The organism is Flavobacterium saliperosum (assembly GCF_900100625.1).
GTDB classification, from domain to species: domain Bacteria; phylum Bacteroidota; class Bacteroidia; order Flavobacteriales; family Flavobacteriaceae; genus Flavobacterium; species Flavobacterium saliperosum.
This window is the reverse complement of the sequence record NZ_FMTY01000005.1, coordinates 38,194-58,325: the sequence shown is the minus strand read 5'-3', so window position 1 is coordinate 58,325 and position 20,132 is coordinate 38,194. Positions and strand designations below refer to the sequence as shown.

General features: G+C 39.6%; 16 protein-coding genes. 12 read left to right on the top strand and 4 right to left on the bottom strand.

Translation table 11 applies throughout. The features are described 5' to 3' along the window. Window positions 1–2: 2 nt before the first annotated feature. From BLQ05_RS10140 to BLQ05_RS10115, 6 genes are all read left to right on the top strand, one after another. Window positions 3–743: an ABC transporter ATP-binding protein gene (locus BLQ05_RS10140; protein WP_074460131.1), complete on the top strand. Its 741-nt coding sequence runs from the start codon at window positions 3–5 to the stop codon at window positions 741–743. A 52-nt stretch (window positions 744–795) separates the two neighbouring features. Next, window positions 796–1,899 carry an ABC transporter permease gene (locus BLQ05_RS10135; RefSeq protein ID WP_023575765.1) on the top strand — a complete coding sequence of 368 codons (1,104 nt, stop codon included), beginning with the start codon at window positions 796–798 and terminating at the stop codon, window positions 1,897–1,899. An 11-nt stretch (window positions 1,900–1,910) separates the two neighbouring features. Beyond that, window positions 1,911–3,032, top strand: a complete 1,122-nt coding sequence (locus BLQ05_RS10130) for an ABC transporter permease (protein ID WP_023575764.1) — start codon at window positions 1,911–1,913, stop codon at window positions 3,030–3,032. Between the two features lie 83 nt (window positions 3,033–3,115). Next, window positions 3,116–3,688, top strand: coding sequence for a non-canonical purine NTP diphosphatase (locus BLQ05_RS10125; RefSeq protein WP_023575763.1), 573 nt, complete (start codon window positions 3,116–3,118; stop codon window positions 3,686–3,688). A gap of 99 nt (window positions 3,689–3,787) precedes the next feature. Beyond that, window positions 3,788–5,701, top strand: a complete 1,914-nt coding sequence (locus BLQ05_RS10120; protein ID WP_023575762.1) for a DEAD/DEAH box helicase — start codon at window positions 3,788–3,790, stop codon at window positions 5,699–5,701. A gap of 77 nt (window positions 5,702–5,778) precedes the next feature. Beyond that, window positions 5,779–6,549 (top strand): carboxypeptidase-like regulatory domain-containing protein, encoded by a 771-nt coding sequence (locus BLQ05_RS10115; protein ID WP_023575761.1) that lies wholly within the window; start codon window positions 5,779–5,781, stop codon window positions 6,547–6,549. A 375-nt stretch (window positions 6,550–6,924) separates the two neighbouring features. On the opposite strand, the gene BLQ05_RS10110 is transcribed toward BLQ05_RS10115, so the two are convergent. Then, a complete protein-coding gene (locus tag BLQ05_RS10110) occupies window positions 6,925–7,596 on the bottom strand; it encodes a TrmH family RNA methyltransferase (RefSeq protein WP_023575760.1) in 672 nt (223 codons plus the stop codon). A 57-nt stretch (window positions 7,597–7,653) separates the two neighbouring features. Here BLQ05_RS10110 and BLQ05_RS10105 point away from each other — a divergent pair, with 57 nt between their 5' ends. The 6 genes from BLQ05_RS10105 to BLQ05_RS10080 all read left to right on the top strand — a co-directional run bounded on the left by BLQ05_RS10105 (window position 7,654) and on the right by BLQ05_RS10080 (window position 14,724). After that, a complete protein-coding gene (locus BLQ05_RS10105; RefSeq protein WP_023575759.1) occupies window positions 7,654–8,184 on the top strand; it encodes an RNA polymerase sigma factor in 531 nt (176 codons plus the stop codon). Beyond that, window positions 8,184–8,984 carry an anti-sigma factor gene (locus BLQ05_RS10100; protein ID WP_035654124.1) on the top strand — a complete coding sequence of 267 codons (801 nt, stop codon included), beginning with the start codon at window positions 8,184–8,186 and terminating at the stop codon, window positions 8,982–8,984. Before BLQ05_RS10105 ends, BLQ05_RS10100 begins: the two co-directional genes overlap by 1 nt. A gap of 153 nt (window positions 8,985–9,137) precedes the next feature. Continuing rightward, window positions 9,138–9,821, top strand: coding sequence for an SIR2 family NAD-dependent protein deacylase (locus BLQ05_RS10095; RefSeq protein WP_023575758.1), 684 nt, complete (start codon window positions 9,138–9,140; stop codon window positions 9,819–9,821). 268 nt (window positions 9,822–10,089) lie between these two features. Beyond that, on the top strand, window positions 10,090–11,433 hold the full coding sequence (gene purB / locus BLQ05_RS10090) for an adenylosuccinate lyase (protein ID WP_023575757.1): 1,344 nt from the start codon (window positions 10,090–10,092) through the stop codon (window positions 11,431–11,433). Then, entirely contained in the window at window positions 11,433–12,182 is a 750-nt protein-coding gene (locus tag BLQ05_RS10085) for a hypothetical protein (RefSeq protein ID WP_143000943.1), read from the top strand. Before purB ends, BLQ05_RS10085 begins: the two co-directional genes overlap by 1 nt. 301 nt (window positions 12,183–12,483) lie before the next feature. Then, window positions 12,484–14,724: a cation:proton antiporter domain-containing protein gene (locus tag BLQ05_RS10080; protein WP_023575754.1), complete on the top strand. Its 2,241-nt coding sequence runs from the start codon at window positions 12,484–12,486 to the stop codon at window positions 14,722–14,724. 70 nt (window positions 14,725–14,794) lie between these two features. On the opposite strand, the gene guaB is transcribed toward BLQ05_RS10080, so the two are convergent. From guaB to BLQ05_RS10065, 3 genes are all read right to left on the bottom strand, one after another. Continuing rightward, window positions 14,795–16,267, bottom strand: coding sequence for an IMP dehydrogenase (gene guaB, locus BLQ05_RS10075; protein WP_023575753.1), 1,473 nt, complete (start codon window positions 16,265–16,267; stop codon window positions 14,795–14,797). 74 nt (window positions 16,268–16,341) lie between these two features. Further along, a complete protein-coding gene (locus BLQ05_RS10070; protein WP_316929277.1) occupies window positions 16,342–18,828 on the bottom strand; it encodes a TonB-dependent receptor in 2,487 nt (828 codons plus the stop codon). Further along, window positions 18,767–20,131 carry an HTTM domain-containing protein gene (locus tag BLQ05_RS10065; protein ID WP_035654122.1) on the bottom strand — a complete coding sequence of 455 codons (1,365 nt, stop codon included), beginning with the start codon at window positions 20,129–20,131 and terminating at the stop codon, window positions 18,767–18,769. The genes BLQ05_RS10070 and BLQ05_RS10065 overlap by 62 nt, the downstream gene beginning before the upstream one ends. Window position 20,132: the final 1 nt, after the last annotated feature.

Genomic DNA, 20,132 nt, shown 5'->3' with positions numbered 1-20,132 from the left:
AGATGGAAAATGCACAAGAGAAAATCATTATCGTAGAAAATTTAACCAAACAATTTGACCACTTCACTGCCGTTAAAGGCATTAGTTTTCATGTGAACAAAGGCGAAATCTTTGGTTTCTTAGGCGCAAACGGTGCTGGAAAAACTACGGCAATGAAAATGTTGATTGGAATATCAAATTCAACGGGCGGAACAGCCAATGTCGCAGGTTTTGATGTGCATACGCAAAGCGAAGAGGTCAAACAAAATATCGGTTACATGAGTCAAAAATTCTCCATGTATGATGATTTAACGGTGCAGGAAAACATTACTTTTTTTGGCGGTATTTACGGTTTATCGCGAAAACAAATTAAAACAAAAACAGAAGAGCTGATCGCGGAATTGCAATTGGGCAACATTGCTAAAACTAAAGTAGGCGATTTACCTTTAGGCTGGAAACAAAAATTAGCTTTTTCAGTAGCCTTATTACACGAACCTAAAATCGTTTTTTTAGACGAACCCACTGGTGGTGTCGATCCAATAACCCGAAGACAATTTTGGGAATTAATTTATGCCGAAGCACACAAAGGCACCACGATTTTCGTTACCACACACTACATGGATGAAGCCGAATATTGCAATCGCGTATCGATTATGGTTGACGGTGTCATTGAAGCATTGGACACCCCAAAAAAATTAAAAGAGCAATTTCAGGTCAATTCCATGAACGAAGTCTTCTTGAAACTAGCCCGAAATATCGAGTAACAATAACCTGAAACTTGAAACTTGAAACTTGAAACTTGAAACAAAAAAATAAATGAAACGATTCATAGGTTTTATTAAAAAGGAATTTTATCATATTTTTCGTGATAAACGCTCGTTGTTTATCCTTTTTGGCATGCCTGTTGCCCAAATTCTGTTGTTTGGATTCGCTATTACCAATGAAATCAACAATGTGGACATCGCGGTTTTGGATTATGCCAGAGACACCGAATCGCAAAAAATAATCCAAAAGATAAAAGCCTCGCCTTATTTTCATGTGGAAAATGAAATTTTCAACGAAAAAGCCATTGAAAACGAATTTAAAAAAGGAAAAGTTAAAGCCGTTGTATTGTTTGAAAAAGATTTCGCTAAAAAATTACAAACCGAAAAGAAAGCTACTGTTCAGGTAATTACCGATGCCACCGAACCCAATGTAGCCAATACCATTGCCAATTACACGCAATCGATAATACAAAACTATCAAAACCAGAAAAATACAACTCCAAAGAGCAATGGCGTAGTCATTCAAAGTCGCATGTTGTACAATCCGGAATTGAAAAGCGTCTTCAACTTTGTTCCTGGAGTCATGACCGTAATTTTAATGTTGGTTTCCGCGATGATGACTTCCATTTCCATTACAAGAGAAAAAGAATTGGGTACGATGGAAATCTTATTGGTTTCACCTTTAAAACCATTTCAGGTGATTTTAGGCAAAGTATTTCCCTATATTTTTCTATCGGTTATTAATGCAATAGTGATTGTTGCTATGGGCTATTTTATTTTTGGAATGCCAATTAACGGAAGTATTGTCTTATTAGCATTCGAAAGTATTTTATTCATTATCACCGCACTTTCATTGGGCATATTAATTTCTACAATTTCCAATACACAACAAACCGCCATGATGATTTCGTTGATGGGATTGATGTTGCCGGTTATCATACTTTCGGGGTTCATCTTCCCTATTGCTTCTATGCCGTTACCCATGCAAGTCATCAGTAACATCATTCCAGCCAAATGGTTTATCATCATTGTAAAATCGATTATGTTAAAAGGTGTTGGATTGGAATATATTTTGAAAGAAACCCTGATTTTAGTGGGGATGACTTTACTGTTCATTGGGTTGAGCATCAAAAATTATAAAATCCGTCTGGAATAAATACACCCACCATGAAAACAATTCTATTCATCATACAAAAGGAATTCAAGCAAATTTTCAGAGATAAAAGTATGCTTCGCTTGATATTTATTCTGCCAATTTTACAACTTTTAATCCTTTCCAATGCGGCTACTTTTGATGTAAAAAACATAAGGGTGACCATTGCCGATTATAGCAATTCCTCATCATCTCGTGCTTTGATAGATAAATTAAATGCCAATGCTTACTTTTCGGAAGTGCAAAGCGTATCTCATACACAAGAAGGCATAGAGCAATTAAATCGCGGGAAAACCGATGTGGTGATCGAAATTCCAAACCAGTTTGAAAAACAATTGCAAAACGGAAACACCACCCAAATCCAAGTCTTAATAAATGCCATAGACGGCGCCACAGCTGGCGTACAAAATGTGTACATTACTCAAATCGTTCAACTCTTCAATCAGAACATTCAGGTGGAAAACAAACACGTAGTCAACGAGCAAATACTACCAAATCGCATCGAAACCATTCCATCATTTTGGTACAATGCTACGCTTAATTATAAAACCTTTATGGTGCCGGGAATTTTAGTTTTATTGGTAACGATGGTAACCTTATTCCTTTCTGCAATGAATATCGTAAAGGAAAAAGAATTGGGAACTTTAGAGCAAATTAACGTTACCCCTATTAAAAAACACCAATTTATCATTGGAAAACTATTTCCATTCTGGGTTTTAGGGCTTATAATTTTAACCATCGGATTGCTGATTGCTAAAGTGGTTTTTAATGTGCCAATGTTGGGCAATATCCTGTTGGTTTACTTTTTCACCGCCGTTTATCTCCTACTTATTTTGGGCTTTGGTCTATTTATTTCCAATCATACTGAAACCCAACAACAAGCTATGTTTATTGCTTGGTTTTTTATGGTCATCTTTATTTTAATGAGTGGATTGTTCACCCCAATTGAAAGCATGCCAAAATGGGCACAAAACGTGACATTATTAAATCCTATCCGCTATTTTGTGGAATTCATCCGCATGGTTTTACTAAAAGGCGCAGGACTTCAGGAAGTATTACCCAATTTAGGCATTATTGTTTTTTTTGCCTTTGCCGTTAACGGATTGGCGGTTTGGAGTTATAAGAAAGCGAATTAATAAAAATATCCTATATTTTTTACAAAATCTCTAAAACTACCAAATTAAAAAAACAATATATTTGTTCGATTAATTAATTTCAAATGCAACTCGTTTTCGCCTCCAACAACAAGAATAAAATCAAAGAAATCCAACAGTTACTTCCTGAAAGCATATCCATCTTATCTTTGGAAGACATCGGTTGCGATGTGGACATTCCCGAAACGGCCGATACGATTGAAGGCAATGCTATTTTAAAAGCCAATTACGTGACTGAAAATTATGGTTACAACTGTTTTGCCGATGACAGCGGACTGGAAGTGGAAGCCTTAAACGGCGCGCCCGGAGTCTATTCGGCACGATTCGCAGGTTCGCAACGCAATGATAATGACAACATTAACAAGGTGCTTGAACTCCTTGAAAACGAAACTAATCGTAAGGCCAATTTTAAAACCGTTATTGCACTTAATTTAGAAGGAAAACAACATCTTTTTACCGGAATAGTAAACGGTGAAATCATAAAAGAGCCCCGTGGCACGAATGGTTTTGGCTACGATCCCATCTTTATCGCCGATGGTTTTTCCGATACTTTCGCGCAAATTTCACTCGAAGAGAAGGCTAAAGTAAGCCATCGCGGTAAGGCTGTCGCCCTTCTAACGTCCTTTTTAAAAAAGTAACTAATTGATTTTCAATAGTTAATAAAATTTTAATATTGAGTTTTGTATTAGTTTATTCCATTAATAATCAATACCTTTGCACCCAATTTAAAATATTTTATGAATAAATTTGAACAATTAGGATTGAATGAGTCGCTACTGCTGGCGATCAAAGATCTAGGATTTGAGAATCCGTCAGAAGTGCAAGAAAAAGCGATTCCAGTACTATTGGAACAAAACACAGATTTAGTTGCCCTAGCGCAAACAGGTACAGGGAAAACCGCCGCTTTTGGTTTTCCGCTAATTCAGAAAATTGATGCTGAGAACAGAAACACTCAGGCATTAATTTTGTCGCCGACACGTGAGTTATGCTTACAAATCACCAACGAGATTAAACTATACTCAAAGTACATAAAAGGGTTACATACTGTGGCTGTTTATGGTGGTGCAAGCATTACAGAACAAGCTAGAGAGGTAAAACGTGGCGCACAGATTATTGTGGCTACACCAGGTAGAATGCAAGACATGATTAACAGAGGTCTTGTAAACATTAAAAACATCGATTTCTGTATCTTGGATGAGGCAGACGAGATGTTAAACATGGGATTCTACGACGACATTTGTTCCATATTATCGGACACACCGGATGAGAAAAACACATGGTTATTCTCTGCAACAATGCCTGCTGAAGTAGCACGTATTGGAAAACAATTCATGTCTAACCCTGTAGAAATTACAGTTGGACATAAAAACTCAGGATCGGCTACGGTTTCTCACGAATTTTACTTAGTAAATGCACGTGACCGTTATGAGGCTCTAAAACGTTTGGCGGATGCTAACCCGGACATTTTCTCGGTAGTTTTCTGTCGTACGAAAAGAGACACTCAGGCTGTTGCAGAAAAATTAATCGAAGACGGATACAACGCTGCGGCATTGCACGGGGATTTATCTCAGGCACAACGTGACGGGGTAATGAAATCGTTTAGAGGTCGTCAGATTCAGATGTTGGTTGCTACCGATGTAGCGGCGCGTGGAATCGACGTGGATAACATTACGCACGTAGTGAACTATCAGTTACCGGATGAAATCGAAACCTACAACCACCGTTCAGGTCGTACAGGTCGTGCAGGAAAATTAGGCACTTCCATCGTAATCATTACGAAAAGTGAATTGCGTAAAATTTCGGCTATCGAAAGAATCATCAAACAGAAATTCGAAGAGAAAACGATTCCTAACGGAATTGAAATCTGCGAAATTCAGTTGTTGCACTTAGCAAACAAGATTAAAGACACCGAAGTTGATCACGAAATCGACAGCTACTTACCGGCAATTAACGACGTTTTAGATGGTTTATCTAAAGAAGAACTAATCAAGAAAATGGTATCGGTAGAATTTAACCGATTCATCAACTACTACAAAAAGAAAAGAGATTTATCCAGCCAACCGGGTGGTGAAAGAAGTTCTGAAGCAAGAGCACCTCAAGCAGGTGACGCGGTTCGTTATTTCATCAACATCGGTTCAAGAGACAATTTCGATTGGATGTCATTGAAAGACTACTTAAAAGAAACATTAGACTTAGGTCGTGATGACGTATTTAAAGTAGACGTTAAAGAAGGATTCTCTTTCTTTAATACCGATGCAGAACATTCGGATAAAGTAATGGAAGTCTTAAACAACGTTCAATTGGAGGGAAGACGTATCAACGTTGAGATTTCCAAAAACGACGGTGGCGGAAGACGTGACCATAACGGAAGAAATTCAGGCGGTGAACGAAGAGGCGGCTTTGGCGGTGAACGCAGAGGCGGTTTCGGAGGAGAACGCAAAAGTTTCGGAGGCGATCGCGACAGAGCTCCAAGAGGCGAAAGAAGTGACCGTGGCGGTTTTGGCGGAGAAAGACGTTCATCGTCTGACCGTCCGGAGAGAAGAAGCGATTCTTCATCATCGGAAAGAGCACCACGTAACGAGCGTCGTTCCGGAGGTACATCACCAAGACAATCCGATAGCTCGGCACCTAGAAGACCAAGAAGAAGCTAATTCTTTTTGTTAATTTTCTTCTAATAGAAATAAAAACTACGAAATATCTCTTACATTTAGACCTTTCTAAATTCAGTATGAAATATCTCGTAGTTTTTTTATTGGCCTTATGTTCGTTTAGTACTTTCGCTCAAGAGGGCGAGTATACCAAAATATCAGGAGTCGTCGTTAACGAGGCAAATTTACTTCCCAAAAGCGAAGTTAACATCATCAATCTGTCCACCGTAAAAGGAACCGCTACCAATGGAAGAGGCGAATTTGAAATCGATGCCAAAGTAAACGATACCCTTCACATATCCTATATCGGTTTTCAATCGATAAAAATCCGTGTTTCTGCCGATTGGATTAAAAACAAAACCGGATTTAAAATAAAACTTACCGAAAAAGCCTATGCATTGGAAGAAGTTTTCATTCCACGATACTTATTAACAGGCTATATTGAAGTAGATACCAAACTGATTGCCTTAAACGAATCCCAACGTTACAGCATTTCCGGTTTACCTTATGGGTATGAGTCAGGAGGAAGTTCATCCTCTCAGGCCGGTAAAATGTTAGGCTCCCTATTCAATCCTACCGATGCGTTGTACAATCTTTTCGGAAAAAAACCGAGAGAGATGAAAAAACTGCGTGAATTCAAAAAAGATGAAACCGTACGAAATGTATTGGCTTCCAAATACGATCGCGAAACCGTAGCCGCCATTCTTGGCATCGACAAAAAAGAAATCAAAGACATCCTTAAAGGTTGTAATTACTCCGATACTTTTATCGAAACCGCCAATGATTTGCAGATTATGGATGCCATCAAAGGCTGTTACGAGGATTATAAGTTATTGAAGAAGAACAAGTAACTAGGGCCAGTATTCAGATGGCAGAACGCAGTAATCAGATTTGAGTACAACACAACTACCTTAAGACTTTCCTTTTTAAATACAACTGATTTTTAAATTCGGAAGCGGATTAACCACTAAGTACGCAGAGGTTTCCGCAAAGAACGCGATATGAAGTTTTCACTCAGACATTCAGAAGGTTTTAAAATCTCCTGACTAGCCCTGATGGCAGCGGCATCCTTTTGTGGATCCCTATTTTTCATCGGGAGGAACAAAAAATAAAGCGTACAGCAGGAACAAGGATTCCAAAGAAGCCCAAACCAATCGCTCCAAAAACATTACCCTAAAAACTGATTTCTGCCTTCTGCCATCTGAACACTTACTACTGAACACTTACTACTGAACCCTCTCCAAATACTTCTTCGTAATATAATCAATATCCTTAATCGATTTTCGGGTCCAGTCGATGCGTTTTTCCAGCAATTCGGCTTCCGAAAGCTGCCAATCAATCTCCGAATGACGCAAACGCGAGGATAGCTGCTGCAATATAATCGCGGCCGAAACCGAAATATTTAAACTCTCCGTAAAACCGACCATTGGTATTTTCAGAAAACCATCGGCCTGTTGCAGTACCTCATCGGACAACCCCAACCGCTCCGTTCCGAAAAACAACGCTGACGGTTTGGTAATATCAAAATCCTCCAGCAAACAATCATCCTCATGAGGCGTGGTTGCAATAATCTGATACCCTCTCGCTTTCAGATCGTTAATACAATCCTGATTCGTACTGTAACGGTGAATATCCACCCATTTTTCAGCACCCAACGCAATTTCCTTATCGATTTTTTTGCCGTATTTCTGTTCCACCACATGCAACTCCTGAATCCCGAACACTTCACAACTGCGCATTACCGCACTGGTATTGTGCAACTGGAACAAATCTTCCACAGCCACCGTAAAATGCTTGGTTCGGTTTTGAAGCACTTCCAAAAAACGTTCTTTACGGTTTGGAGTGATAAAATCTTCCAGATAATTCAGATAATCGGGGTCAGATAAAAGGTTTTCCATTAAAAACGCGGGATTTTGAATATTGTTTAGTATTTTAGTCGGAGTTAATTCCTACGCATGACACAAGAAGAACTATTGCCGCAAATTTATAAAAAAGACGACAAAGCTTTCACCCTTTTGTATGATATGTATGCCAAAAGCCTTTTTGGTGTTATTTTCAACCTTATCAGGGACAAAGAGGAAGCAGAAGACGTACTTCAGGACACATTCGTAAAAATCTGGAAAAACATCGATTCCTATAACGAAAGTAAAGGTCGGTTTTTCACCTGGATTCTCAATATCGCCCGCAACACCGCTATCGATAAATTGCGTTCCAAAAACTTTAACAACAACCAGAAAAACTTATCGTCTGATAATTTCGTACATATCCTTGACGACCCTTCGAAGATCAACAATAAAATCGACACGATTGGTATTCAGGAGTTTGTCAAAAAATTAAAACCCAAATGCATCCAGTTAATCGATTTGTTGTTTTTTAAAGGCTACACGCAACAGGAAGCTTCGGATGAACTCGAAATTCCGCTGGGCACCGTAAAAACGCAAAACAGAAACTGCATCAACGAATTAAGAAACCTATTGAAAGTATAATGAACAGCAGAGAATATATAGAGAGTGGTATTTTAGAGCTTTATGTTTTCGGAAAACTTTCGGAAGAAGAAAAGCTTGAAGTACAGCAAATGGCCGCAGACAACCCTGCAATCCGTACTGAAATTGCAGCAATAGAGCAAGCAGTGATCAATCTTTCACACAGTGTTTCCCCTAACATTTCGGCGGAAACCTATGATAAAATCCGTGCCGAATTACTTGGTGATGACCCTAAAGTAATCGCCATGAAATCCAAAACCAATTGGTCGCAATACCTGGGTTGGGCTGCCTCCGTGGTTATTCTTTTGGGAGCAGCGTTTATGTACCTGCAAATGAACGATCAGATGAACGGTGTGATCAACGAGGAAATCGAGAAAAGCAAATCGGAATTCGATAAAATGCAAAAAACAATCGTAACACTGGAAGACCAAAACAAAGCCACACAAACCGTTTTAAACATCATTCGCGATAAAAACAACACGGTAGTCACCCTTGGCGGCCAACCCGTAGCACCAACCGCCGTTGCGAAAGTATATTGGAACAAAGCCACACAAACCGTTTACATCGATGCCGAAGGTTTACCGGAAGCACCACAGGGAATGGTCTATCAGGTGTGGGCACTAAAACTGGATCCGTTAACCCCAACCAGCATCGGTTTATTGGAAAAAGCCACCGCAGCCACAACCAAAATGTATAAAGTGGACAATACTACGGAAGCGGAAGCATTCGGAATCACTTTGGAACCGGAAGGCGGAAGCGCAACACCAACCATGGAACAATTGTATACGTTAGGAAAAGTGTAAATAGTTAGGAGCGTCCCGATAGCTATCGGGAGGTTTGGGCTTTATCAGCAGTCCCTATTCCCGCTATCCGTTACCCTCCTATCGGGGCTATTAGAGTTTCCATTTTTGTACCTTAACCAACAATATAATTCGTGCATTCGTGGCAATCAAAAAATGAAAAAGAAACTCGTAATCCTTTCCGGTGCCGGAATGAGTGCCGAAAGCGGGATCAAAACCTTCCGCGATGCCGACGGCCTTTGGGAAGGTCATGACATCATGGAAGTCGCCTCCCCCATCGGCTGGAACAAAAATCCGGAATTGGTGTTGGATTTCTACAACAAACGCCGCGCACAACTTTTCGAGGTACATCCCAACCGCGGACACGAAATCATCGCCGAACTGGAAAACCTGTTCGACATTCACGTTATCACCCAAAACGTAGACGACTTACATGAACGCGCCGGAAGCACTAAAGTGTTACACCTCCACGGCGAATTGTTAAAAGTACGAAGCATAGCCAATGAAAACCACATCCTCGACTGGAAAACCGATTTAAACCTAGGCGACACCGATAAACACGGCAACCAACTCCGCCCGCACATCGTTTGGTTTGGCGAAGCTGTTCCCGCCATTGACGAAGCCATCGACATCGTGGAAACCGCCGATTACCTCATCGTCATCGGAACATCATTACAGGTATATCCCGCCGCCGGTCTGATGAATTACGCCAAACAACACATTCCGGTCTATTACATCGATTTAAGACCGGCCACGATTTACGATTTACCTAATCCATTGGAAGTACTGTCAATGACCGCGAGTGAGGGAATGGAATTCGTGAAAGGAAAATTGAGATAAAAAAAAATGCAAGAGCCAAGAAACAAGATTTAACAGCTAAGTTTCGAATACATTGTTGAGTAAAAACATTTTATCTACTCAAAATAACTTCTTGTCTCTTGCTTCTTGCCTCTACCGCTCTGTTTTTCAACTTTTCGTCTTTCAACTCGTAACTTTTGCCTTTTGCCTTTTCAACTCGTAACTTATCCCTTTTCCCTTATCTCTTTTTAACTTTGTAACTTCAACTTAAAAAAGTATCTTTGCCCCTTCAAAAACAACACTTACAACCATGCAACTAACTGAATTGAACGCTATTTCACCCATTGACGGTCGTTATAGAAATAAAACTGTTTCCTTATCCCCATATTTTTCCGAAGAAGCTTTAATCCGCTACCGTGTTTTGGTGGAAGTGGAATATTTCATCGCCCTTTGTGAATTGCCGTTACCGCAACTTTCAGGTGTGGATAAAAACGTATACACCGAATTGCGCAAGATGTATGAGAACTTCTCCACGGAAGATGCCCTTTGGATAAAAGAAACGGAAAAAACAACCAATCACGATGTGAAAGCGGTGGAATATTTCATCAAAGCGGCTTTCGACAAGTTAGGATTGCAACAATACAAAGAGTTCATCCACTTCGGACTAACTTCACAGGACATTAACAATACAGCGATTCCGCTTTCTACCAAAGAAGCGTTCGAAAAAGTGTACCTGCCGGGCCTAATCAGCGTGGTGGCCAAACTGAAAGAATTAAGCATCGAATGGAAAGACATCCCGATGCTGGCCCGTACCCACGGACAACCCGCTTCCCCTACCCGTTTAGGCAAAGAAATTCAGGTTTTCGTAGAGCGTTTGGAAGAGCAGATGCGTTTGTTGTTCAACGTACCGTTTGCCGCTAAATTTGGTGGTGCAACAGGAAATTACAATGCACATGTTGTGGCTTATCCAAACAACGACTGGAGAAAATTCGGGAATGAGTTTGTAGAAGACGTTTTGGGCTTACACCACTCCTTCCCAACCACACAAATCGAACATTACGATCATTTCGCCGCCTTTTTCGATGCTTTGAAACGCATCAACACCATCTTAATTGATTTGGACAGAGATATCTGGACGTATGTTTCCATGGACTATTTCAAACAGAAAATCAAAGCGGGAGAAATCGGTTCTTCGGCGATGCCACATAAAGTAAACCCGATTGATTTTGAAAATTCGGAAGGAAACTTAGGGATTGCCAATGCGATTTTCGAACATTTATCGGCGAAATTACCGGTATCCAGATTGCAACGTGATTTGACGGACAGTACGGTTTTGCGTAACATAGGCGTTCCGATGGGACACACCTTAATCGCTTTTGAAGCTACATTGAAAGGATTGAACAAACTGCTTTTAAACGAAGACAAATTCGCCGAAGATTTGGAAAGAAACTGGGCGGTAGTTGCCGAAGCGATCCAAACGATTTTACGTCGTGAAGCCTATCCGAACCCTTACGAAGCATTAAAAGAATTAACGAGAACCAACACGGTTATCAACAAAGAAGCGATCCATAATTTCATCGGTACCTTAAACGTTTCGGATGCCATTAAAGCGGAGTTGATGCAGATTACACCTAGTAATTATTTAGGAATATAATGAAATTATTTACAACCTTATCTATTGTTTTACTCGCCTGTTTTTCAAATCAGGAAGTTTCTTCTCAGAACTACACCAATATGCTTCAGGGTTCTTGGGTAGCTTATAAGACTACTTTGAAAAGTGATAAAACTTCACAAAACATTAATTATAATTATTTGAAATTTACTTTTAAAGGAAATAATCTCTATATAAATATTGATCCGACTGTTGAAGTTTCACAAACTCCTATTCCTTTCACAATGAAAGGTAAACTTGCAAAAACAAGTAGAGTTTCCGATTCAGGATATATAATTGAAAAAATAAGTCAAGACTCTCTGACTGTTTCTGATTCATTTGAAAGCGGGGCAAAACGCTATCATTTTATCAATCAAGATAATGCCAGAAAAGAAAACATCATGAAATATGAGGGTCAAGATGTGATAGTAGCCTCAACATATTGCACCCCTACACAATCAACAAACATATATGAGCCTATTAATAAGATTCTAAAAGGAAGAATAAAAGGCAACTTAATAATCGAAGGAACCCTTAAAATTCATATAAAAGAGAAAAAAATCGAAACTACTATTATTTCTGAGAATCTTGAAAACAATAAAACGCTCAATAAAATATCTGAATCTTTAAATGATACTTTTGAGTTTTGGAATCTAACTCATTTTGATAAATTTAAAACGGTTGAAATCCCTTTTAAAATTATTGGTCAAAATATAAACAACTTTGAAACACTAAGAATTCAATTCTTATAAACTGTTAAAATAAAATTTCCCGACTTTGCGGTAACAACAAAGTATTAAAAAAACTAAAAATCCGCAACTTAAAATGGTTGCGGATTTTTTATGCAATTCAATTTTCGATTCCAATGTAGTAAAACTGGTCCCGGATGTGGTAAATCACCCTTAATCAAAATAGCCGTTTCAACCAAAACGGTCTATTTTTCATAAATTCATCTTAAAAAAGTCCGCTTTCGACGTTAAAACTTGAAAAACAGGGCTTTTTTTACTATTTTACGCCTTAGTACATTTTCAACATTCATTTTTTTACACGCCTATGTTTTTAACCATTGCTGCACCAGCCACTACCACTCATTTGCAACCCTTAATCAGTGATTTGGGGTTAATCCTTATGACTGCAGGAATAGCGGTGCTTATTTTCCGAAAACTGAAACAACCCTTAGTATTAGGGTATCTGATTGCCGGGTTTCTGGCGGGAAATCATTTCGATTTTTTTCCATCGGTAAAAGACACCCACAGCGTGGAAGTCTGGGCAGAAATCGGCGTAATCTTTTTACTGTTCAGCCTCGGATTGGAATTCAGCTTTAAGAAACTGGTAAAAGTGGGCGGAACGGCTTCCATAACGGCTCTGACACAAATTGTCACGATGGTCGCATTGGGTTTTTTGGTCGGGCAACTGATGGGTTGGAAAAAAATGGACAGTATTTTTTTGGGTGTAATCCTATCCGTCTCTTCCACGACCATCATCCTTAAAGCATTCGAAGAATTAGGGGTGAAATCACAGAAATTTGCCGGAAATGTTATCGGCGCCCTTATTGTTCAGGATATCGTTGCGATTTTAATGATGGTGTTGCTATCAACCGTAGCGGTAAGTCAGCAGGTTTCCGGAGGCGAATTGCTGCAATCGGTTTTAAAATTGGCGTTCTTCCTGACGATTTGGTTCATTGGCGGAATTTTCTTCATTCCTACTTTACTGAAAAAAGCCAAGGACCTCCTTACCGACGAAATGCTTCTTATCATCTCCATAGCATTGTGCCTGGTTATGGTTATTTTAGCCGCAAATGTTGGTTTTTCTCCTGCACTGGGCGCATTCATTATGGGTTCCATCATTGCCGAAACCACTCAGGCAGAACATATTGAACATTTGGTAAAACCCGTAAAAGATTTATTCGGGGCGGTTTTCTTTGTATCGGTGGGAATGTTAATCAACCCCGACACCTTAATTGAACATGCCGCACCGGTAGCCATCTTAACCGTGGTGGTGATTTTTGGACAGTCGATCAGTTCCTCTATTGGTTCGCTATTATCGGGGCAACCGCTAAAACAATCAGTACAGGCCGGAATGAGTTTATCACAGATTGGCGAGTTTTCCTTTATCATAGCCACTTTAGGCATGTCGTTAAAAGTGACCAGCGATTTCTTATACCCAACCATAGTAGCCGTTTCTGCAATTACCGCATTTACAACTCCTTACATGGTAAAATTAGGCACTCCTACGGCCGTTTTCCTTGAAAAAAAACTACCCCGAAAATGGGTCAGAGCCATTGCCAATTACAGTGCCAATACCGAAGCCATCAAAACCGTCAGTACCTGGCAGGTTGCCTTAAAAGCGTATGTTTTTCAGATTGTGATTCACTCCATTATCATAATGGCCATCGTACTGCTTTCTTCCAAATACATTTTGCCTTTGGTGGAAGGTTCCAAGTTTGGTCATGGTATTGCCGCCTTAATCACATTGGTACTGCTTTCTCCTTTCCTTTGGGCGCTTTCACTGAGACGAATTGCCGTAGAGGAAGTCAGTGAATTATTCGAAAACCGGAAACACCGTGGCCCTATTGTCTTGTTGATTTTTTTCCGAATGGCGCTCGGATTGTTTTTCATCGGATTCATCCTGAATAATTTCTTTTCTCCCGGAATTGCTTTTGTTGCCTTAATTATTGCCCTGACTGCCTATTTCCTGTTTCCGAAACAATTGCATGCCCGATACCATCGTATTGAACGTCACTTTTTAAGTAACCTCAATGATCGGGAAATAGCCAAAGAACAAAAAACACGGAAAGACCTGACGCCTTGGGACGGTCACATGGCTACGTTTGATATTGTTGCCGCATCCAATCTTATCGGAAAGACACTGGAGGAGCTAAGAATGCGGGAAAAAATAGGAATTAACATTGCCTTTATTAAACGAGGTGAAATTATGATAAATGTGCCCAGCAGAACCGAACGTTTGTTTCCGGGTGACGAGATTTGTGTTATCGGGACCGATTTCCAGGTAAAGAAATTCAAAAAATTCCTGGACCAGAACGAAATAGATCCGGCTGAAAAAATAACCGAATCGAACATCGTTTTGCAACATTTGGAACTGAAGAACGAATCGTTTATCGGAAAAAGTATTCGAGAATCCCAAATTCGGGAAAAAACCAACGGGCTGGTTGTGGGTATCGAACGCGAAGGCCGACGTATGCTTAATCCCGATTCCCATCTGATATTGGAACAAGGAGACATTTTGTGGGTTGTAGGCGATAAGAAATTACTAGCCAGTTTGAGTAAGAGTTAATTTCAACTATGAATAAGAAAAAAGGGATAAGTCAAAAACTTATCCCTTTTTTTATTATCTGAACACTAAATTATCTTGAATAATTCGGAGCCTCTTTAGTAATCGTCACATTGTGAGGGTGACTTTCTCCGATTCCGCTGGCAGTGATTCTTACGAAGCGACCGGTTTCCTGTAAGGTTTGAATATCCTTGGCACCGCAATACCCCATACCGGCACGAAGTCCGCCTATGAACTGCAGCATGCTTTCGTTCAATTCGCCTTTGTAAGGTACACGACCCACAATTCCTTCCGGAACCAGTTTCTTCACATCGTCTTCCACATCTTGGAAATAACGGTCTTTAGAACCTTCTTTCATGGCTTCCACAGAACCCATTCCGCGATACGATTTGAATTTTCTTCCTTCGAAGATAATCGTTTCACCCGGAGATTCCATTGTTCCTGCTAATAACGACCCTAACATTACACAATCCGCACCGGCTGCAATCGCTTTCGGAATGTCACCTGTATAACGGATTCCGCCATCCGCAATTACCGGAACGCCTGTGCCTTTTAAAGCCGCGGCCACTTCCAATACCGCTGAAAACTGAGGGAATCCAACTCCGGCAACCACACGAGTCGTACAGATTGAACCCGGTCCGATTCCGACTTTCACGGCATCAGCACCGTTTTGTGCTAAATATAAAGCTGCTTCCGGAGTCGCAATGTTTCCAACTACCACATCCAAATCAGGGAATTTTGCTTTTACTTGTTTCAAAACATCTACCACGCCTTTGGTATGTCCGTGCGCCGTGTCAATGATTACAGCGTCTACTCCGGCATTTACCAAAGCGGTTGCTCTTTCTACTGCATCAGCCGTTACTCCTAAAGCGGCAGCTACACGCAAACGTCCGAATTTATCCTTGTTGGCGTTAGGTTTTTGAGTAAGTTTAGTGATATCTCTGAAAGTGATTAAACCGATTAATTTGTTATCAGCATTAACCACCGGTAGTTTCTCGATTTTATTTTCCTGCAGAATTTCTTCGGCCGTAGCCAAAGTGGTACCTTCACCCGCAGTAACCAGGTTTTTGGAAGTCATTACTTCGGTAATGTCACGGGTATTGTTTTTCTCGAAACGCAAATCACGATTGGTAACGATTCCTTTTAAAATCAAATTGTCGTCCACAACGGGAATTCCTCCGATACCAAATTCACGCATCGCTTGTTTGGCATCTCCCACAGTAGCGGTTAGCGGTAAAGTAACCGGATCGATAATCATTCCGCTTTCGGCACGTTTTACTTTGCGTACTTTGGCCGCCTGTTGTTCGATGGTCATATTTTTATGTAAAACACCAATTCCTCCCTCCTGTGCCATAGCGATTGCCATAGAACTTTCGGTAACGGTATCCATTGCAGCTGAGACAATTGGAACGTTTAAAGTAATGTTTTTTGAAAATTTCGTTTTGATGCTGACTTCGCGCGGAAGTATTTCAGAATAATTGGGAACTAAGAGAACATCATCGTAGGTTAGCCCTTCTCCGATAATTTTAGCTGTGTGTGCTTTCATGTTGCAATTTGTAGTTGAATTGCATGCAAATATAACACAATTATCCGGTTTTCGAAAATGGTTTTAACTTATCTTTAAAAAACAAATTCCAAAGTAGTATAAAACACTCTTGGTTCTGACGGAATAATACCAGGCCCTGGGTAACCTGTTGCTCTTCTTGTAAAATACCAATTATTGGTTAAGTTGTTAACTCCGGCTTCTAACTTAAATCGCTTACATTTGTAAGAAGTTGAAAAATCCATCACTGCATAGGAAGGAATTTTTCCAAAAATACCATAAATGTTGTCATTAGAATCAGTTGGAAGGTTTTTCGCTTCCGTAAATTGTGACGAAACATAAGTATACTGAAACTGACTCAGGAAATTTTTATAACCGAAGCCCATTCCGGATTTCAGATTTATAAAGGGTACGAACTCGACTTTGTTTCCTTTCACATTAGGAACGTGTGATTTTAAATATTCTGATTCAGTCACGGATACATTGGTAAATACTTTCCAAACCAAATTCTCATTGCCTTTCAAAAAAGTACGGACTAAATTCCAATCCAACATTGATTCAAATCCGTAGGTTAACGCTGTCCCAACGTTATCGCGAAATCGCACTACAGTACCGGTACCGTTAGGGTTTGGGGCTTCATATTCTCCAATTTTGTCATTATAATACAATGCAAAACCACTAATATCAAAAGTTAATTTGTTTGCGATTATCCCGCGTACTCCAAGATCGGAAGAATAGCCTTTTTCGTCGGAGATATTCTCATCAATGGCCTGACTAGGACTGGCTGTACGAATATCATTAAACGTTACTGAACGGTAATTTTGAGATACGTTTCCATAAATTTCAATTCCATTTAAAGGTTTGTAACTTAGTCCTAAACCAAACAGAAAAAAACTCCGCTCTTTAACATTGTTTTCAAACTCCGTTTCATCTAAAATTACATTTCCCGCTAAATCTCGATTAATTTTTCTGAAATAACCATTTGCCTGTGTTTTGATACTCTCATAACGAAACCCCGGGGTAACTGAAAAACTTGGCGTGACTCTGAAAATATTCTCTCCGAAAACGGCTACGTTCAAATTCGGAAAAGTATAAGATGATTGCGTGGCATATAGCGGAAACTCATCAGTAGCCAAATCAAAATCAGCTTCATTCCCGGAGCTTCCCGGCCCTTGAATTCCCGTGTTGTTGGATTGATAATATTTTGCCCCTATTAAAAAAGCATTAGAGCTAGAAAAGAATTTGTATTTTTTCAGGTAACGCGCTTCGGCTCCCCAATTTATAAAATCACCTAGTATTAAATCGCGTTCTGTTCCCGGGGTATCGGAGTTTGAAACACGATTGGAACGATACCCCAAAGCTTTTCTGGAAGCATCCAAACCAAACAATTGCAATGAAAAATCGGCATTATGCTGAAATTTATGCTTTAAACGTAAGGAAAATAAATTCCAATCTACGGCAAACCAGTTTCGGCTCCTGTTGCTTTGTGTTGGATCCTGATAAAACATAAAATCCGTCAATCCGCCGGGTTGCTTTACTAAATAACTGAAATGGGTGTAATCGAAATGTAACGAAGTATGATCCGTAAACTGATAGTTCAAATTAGCGAAAAAGTTCTTGGCATCAAATTCGGAGTTTGGCCGAAATCCATTTCCTTGTTTATAATTGTAAAACGAATAATAGCTGAATTTCCCTTTAGTTCCGCTTAAACTGGTAAAACTGGTAAATAAATCATAGGAACCGCCTGTTAAACGCTGCGTTAACTCCATTTCTTTTTTACTTGGTGATTTCAGTTTGAAGTTGATCATTCCGCCGAATTGTGTTCCGTACTGTAATGATGCTGCGCCACGTATAACTTGAATCTCTTCTAAGGCTTCAGTTGGGGTTGCATAATAACTTTCCGGATACCCCAAAACGTCTGCACTGATATCATAGCCATTTTGACGGGTATTGAAATTGGACGTACGATTAGGATCTAAACCACGACCACCAATAGAAAGTTGCAATCCACCATCGTTACTTTCGTTAATGGTTAACCCAACCACCTGCGAAAAAATCTGTCTGGCGTTGTTTGTGGCTTTATTGGCCGTAATTTTATTTATCTGAACCACTTCGGTTTTCTTGCCTGCATAGATAGCTGTTTCCTCAATATCTTTTAATTTTCGGATGGCAGAAATTTTCTCTCGCTGCTGATTAATGACTACTTCCGAAAGCATTTGCCCTAAAGGCTCAAGGATGACTCTTAAATAGGTCTCGCTACCCGATACCAAAATTTGCTTCTCCTGCATGGCATAATTTTCAGCAAAAAACAAAACTACATAATTGCCTTTAGCGGAAAACTGCATGGTAAAATTCCCGGATTTATCGGTAAAAATGCTTTTACCGCTTACTGTATTAATTATTTCCACACCAGAAAGGTGCTTCCCGTTACTATCCGAAACGCTTCCCGAAAACTTGAATTGGGAAAACGCATTAAATGATAGTAATAAAATAAGTAAAAATTTATAATCCTTTGATTTCATCGGTAAACGGAAGTATCCAGGTTTTGTGTTTGAATGATTCATTTTCTTTGGCAAGATTTACGTTGGGGTCGATATATTTTTGGCTTAAACGACCGTTTAGTGCGACATAGCTTTCCACGTACACTTCGGGCTCATTGTATCCTAAGTTTTTATAATAATCATGCAGATAATGAGCGTACTCCAATATAAAATCGGGTTGAAACGACATTTGCTTCTCCTGGAAAGGACTTAAAAACAAACTGTTATCCACATGAATGGCTTCCTTGGTTTTAGCATCGATTACTTTAAACTGAGTGTAACCTGATTTTTCCATGAGCATTACCCTCCAGGAAAAACGGAAACCTTCTTCAGTCCAGAAAAGTTCTCCTGGATAAAGTAAATAACGAAAGGGAATTAACAGTTGCAACATCATAAAAAAGGCAAGAAACCCTAACTTGATTTGGTTGGTATACTTAAATCCTTGAATTTTCACTTTATTGTTTTCAAATCGTGAAGTATCTAACTTCAGCTTGGAGAAAAGCCACTGTAAAACTTTATAATGGAAACCGGATTCAAAAAAAATCAGAGTACTGATAATCATCACATAAGGGAAAACGCCAATTGGAAACAACATTTTAGTAAATACATGAAAAACTACCACCAATATAAAACCAAAAAAACGGGTTTTTCTGTATAACAATAAAAACGGAATCGTTAAATCGTATAAAGCGCCACTCCAGCTAAAAAAATAATGTATCCAATTTTCACGGAGGAAACTACCTACCACAGGCATGCCGCCACTCATGGGAAGCCACATTTTTAAAGGTTGTGCCTCCAGCCAATCGGAATTCAATTTGGCTAAACCGGCGTAGAAATACACGATTCCCAACATTAGTTTTAATACGTCTACCGTCCAGGCCGGTACTCTCTGAAATGCGAATGCATTATTTCTATAGGCATCAACAGAATAAGCCGCGTTGGCCGGCAGAAAAATCATGATGAAACTTACCAGTGAAATAAAGTAATAATGATTCAGATACGTGGTTTTATCCATCAGTTCGATATAAGTAAAACTCAGGAAAAACACTAGAATTGCAATTCTGTATTTGTACCCAATGGCAACCATAAGCGCCGAAAGCCCACAAATTAAAAACAACACATACGTGAAATCCCCTAAAGGCCTAACCCATTCAAAACCGTAAAAGGTAAAATGGAATTGTGGCTTAATGTACATCTTCTCCACCCATCCGTAACTCAAAAAACGGACAATACTGAAAAGCATCATTAAACCAAACGCCAGCCTAAAAAAAGCCAGCGTTACAGTTTCTGTTGTTCTATTAAAATAGTCTTTAAAAGCTTCAATCATG